This window comes from Methanosarcina sp. UBA5, assembly GCF_002505485.1.
GTDB lineage: Archaea > Halobacteriota > Methanosarcinia > Methanosarcinales > Methanosarcinaceae > Methanosarcina.
This window is the reverse complement of the sequence record NZ_DAVG01000022.1, coordinates 16,409-19,582: the sequence shown is the minus strand read 5'-3', so window position 1 is coordinate 19,582 and position 3,174 is coordinate 16,409. Positions and strand designations below refer to the sequence as shown.

Annotated in this window: 3 protein-coding genes; 2 read left to right on the top strand and 1 reads right to left on the bottom strand. The window is 36.4% G+C overall.

Translation table 11 applies throughout. From position 1 onward, the window contains the following. Positions 1 to 641: 641 nt before the first annotated feature. Entirely contained in the window at positions 642 to 1,112 is a 471-nt protein-coding gene (gene bfr / locus BP621_RS02205) for a bacterioferritin (protein ID WP_292387727.1), read from the bottom strand. A 704-nt stretch (positions 1,113 to 1,816) separates the two neighbouring features. Here bfr and BP621_RS02200 point away from each other — a divergent pair. Together BP621_RS02200 and BP621_RS02195 are read left to right on the top strand one after the other, a co-directional pair. Next, a complete protein-coding gene (locus BP621_RS02200) occupies positions 1,817 to 2,203 on the top strand; it encodes a hypothetical protein (RefSeq protein ID WP_292387726.1) in 387 nt (128 codons plus the stop codon). A 232-nt stretch (positions 2,204 to 2,435) separates the two neighbouring features. Next, positions 2,436 to 3,011 carry a YIP1 family protein gene (locus tag BP621_RS02195; protein WP_292387725.1) on the top strand — a complete coding sequence of 192 codons (576 nt, stop codon included), beginning with the start codon at positions 2,436 to 2,438 and terminating at the stop codon, positions 3,009 to 3,011. Positions 3,012 to 3,174 lie beyond the last annotated feature (163 nt).

Genomic DNA, 3,174 nt, shown 5'->3' with positions numbered 1-3,174 from the left:
CGCTGCCATACTCACCTTATAAAATTTTATTCTTAAAATTCTATTCTAATATCTGTTTTTGAACTTATTTTCTAATACTCAGTTATGAGTATAAACAGATTTTCGCCTTTTCCATAAGAAACAAAGGTGTTAAACAAAGGTGTTTTGTGATTCTTTTATGCTGGGTGTTTTTGCATCGTTATTGTTTGACCTCTGGCCAATTCACATATTTTTCATTGAGAGTACATTAATTCTTTAACTTCCTAGATATTTGTTAACCCCCAAAAGCAGGATAATTCGTTAATCCCCCAAAAGTAGAACATATATTAAGCCCCTTTTTATCATTTTTGATAAGACCGTTCCCTCTAAAACATGCCTTCTGATGTTTCTTTTAATGCTGGATTCTCAATTGGTTTATATATTTTGAATTTACATACACGTTTTTTGGTAGGATATTTTGTATTCTTATACGGTAGGCGGAAATAATTTAAGAAAGCAATATAAAAAGGTTAACTTTCATAATTATATTTCCAATCTCCTCATTGTATAACTCCTTTAAAAATATATGCCTGGATATCGGGAATTTTCTGCCCCTTACTAGGGTTTTTTCACGAGTGGCTCCAGGCATACCTTAAAAGTATAGGGTGCAGCAGGAATTGCCCTTATCCGTAGATCTGTTGTGCCAGATAGGTCTGGATACCTATCTGTCCAATCTGGTCAAGCTGAGCTTCTAACCAATCAACGTGCTCTTCCTCTTCTTTAAGGATAGATTCCAGAAGAGTTTTTGTGTTGTTATCTCCCAACTCCATCGCCAGGCGAATGCTTTCGTTGTAACCTTTGACGGCCCCGAGTTCAGCCTCAAGATCGTGCTCATGTATCTCCGGCACATGAGAGCCAATAGTCATTTCATTCAGTTTGCTGACTATGGGCTTCCCTTCCAGGAAGAGGATGCGTTCGATTAGTTTTTCAGCGTGTTTCATCTCGACGATGGCCCGTTTCTCGATTGCGTCGCCTAGTAATTTGTAGTTCCAGTTTTCACACATCTCAGCATGGACAAAATACTGGTTAACAGCAGTCAGTTCCTCGGCCAAACGAGCGTTTAGACTCTCGATCATCTTTTCATTTCCTTTCACAAATAAACCCCCTATGCAAAAGAAGTTATAGTTTTCACAATTTATATTTATAGTTTATAAAAATTTTTATGCCCGTAATTGTCCCTGAAAGTGTTGAAGTTTATGTGTGTTGTCTAATTGTCCATTTTTATGTGTTTCTGTCCATTTTTATGTGGTTCCTTTGTATGTTTTTTGTACGGTTGATTTTTTGAAGCACTTAAAAACATCTAAATGTCAATGTAATTTTAGTGATCTCTTCATATCTGCTTCAAGCTACTGATTATGTACTCCTCTCCAAGCGTTTTTTGAATTTAATCTCCTTCTCATCTCTATCATTACCTTTGTTGGTAATATTATAACGTCTATAATTTTCATTGGGCGAACGTTGGGCAAACATTGTTATTGAACTTGAGTTTTGGACCCCCTTTTCTCCCAAATGTTATGGAGTATATCTTATACAATACGAACTGAATATAAATGGGCTATATGTTAATACAGATAGAGTATCTTGATTCTGAAAAGCTCAATAAAAGGTTAAGTTTCAATTTTTTTGATCATAAGATTGAAGATGGGGATTTCGAGTAACTTGACTGTCTCAAATTCTGAGTATAGGCCGTCAACTACCACCGAAATCGATGTTAAATTTTGGCGAATCCGGAATATTATAAAAATCGTCTAAAATTGTTAAATATCATGAAGCCTTTTATTATTATGGGGAATGTAATATGAGTGATGAAAATAAAATGAGTCAAGATAATGAGAGTAAGTTCAGGTATAGACTTGGTAAGTGGCTTCTGAATAGGAATGAATGCGTCTTCATGAGTGTAATAGATCAGAATAGGGACGATAACTCCATACGACAACACTTAATCGGGTCAATTAATAATTGGGTAAACAAAAAGGAAGAATTTGCTACACAGGAAATGGTTTCTGAGATGTGCAAATTTATTAAGAGCGAAAATGAAGACCTTTACTACCGTTTAATGGAAAAATGCGCTCTAAAAGGAATAAGTGCAGGTGAAGGTATATTTGAAGCACTGAGCATGTGCCAGTGTGAAGAAGCAATAACTAATCCTCAATGTGGAACAACTGACGACGCCTCTGGTATGTGAAATTTCCAGTCTGCTTTCTGGTTTTCTTGATATTTCAATTCAATACTATTTGTGTTTTATTTGGTTATTGGGGTTCTTGTTCGGTGGGGTTTTCTATATTATGTGCCTCTACCGCTCGCGGGCTTATAACGAAATTTCTCCTTACTTTACTGAGATCAATGAGGTCTTATCAGATTATTTTTGATAAATTTATTTAAATAAAAATCAAGCCTATATTTATTGGGGGTAACTTATGGGTTATATCGAAACATGGAAAGAGGTAATGCAAAGCCCGTCTGACTTTTACAGAGAAATGCCTAAGACCGGAGGGTATGCTGATCCACTTACCTTTGCAGCAATCAGTTTCATCATATATGCACTTTTAGCCGCACTTTTAACCGCCCTCTTTGGCCGTGGAATGTATGAGGGTATGTACGGTAGTATGAGAGGGCTTGGCTTTTTCGCGATACTTATGACTGTAATCATAACACCTATTGCAGGTATCATTTCTCTCTTTATCGAAGCTGCAATACTCTATATTATCTATAAAGTACTTGGAGGAACAGGAAGTTACGAAGGTACTGTAAGATTTATTTCTTATGCAACTGCTGTACTGGTACTTTCCTGGATTCCTATTATCGGCTGGATTGTTGGGATTTACGGAATATATCTCTATATTGTAGGCGGCATATATGTCCATGATGTAAGCATGGCAAGATCTGCAATAGCTGTACTGCTACCAGCTTTGCTTGCAATCCTGCTTATGGCCATAGTTATGGCATGGCTATTTGCTTTCTCAGGATTATTTCTCTACGGGCTTTTTTTCTAATGGGGTTATCCTTTTATAAGAAGAACTCCTTTTATTTTTGTGGGGCGTTTTCGTAAAATTTAAAAAACGATTGCCTCGAACTAAATATTTATATATTAGAAATTACTTTAATTGAAGCTACACAAGCAATACGTGATCAAGAATGCCAAGATGGCGGAGCGGC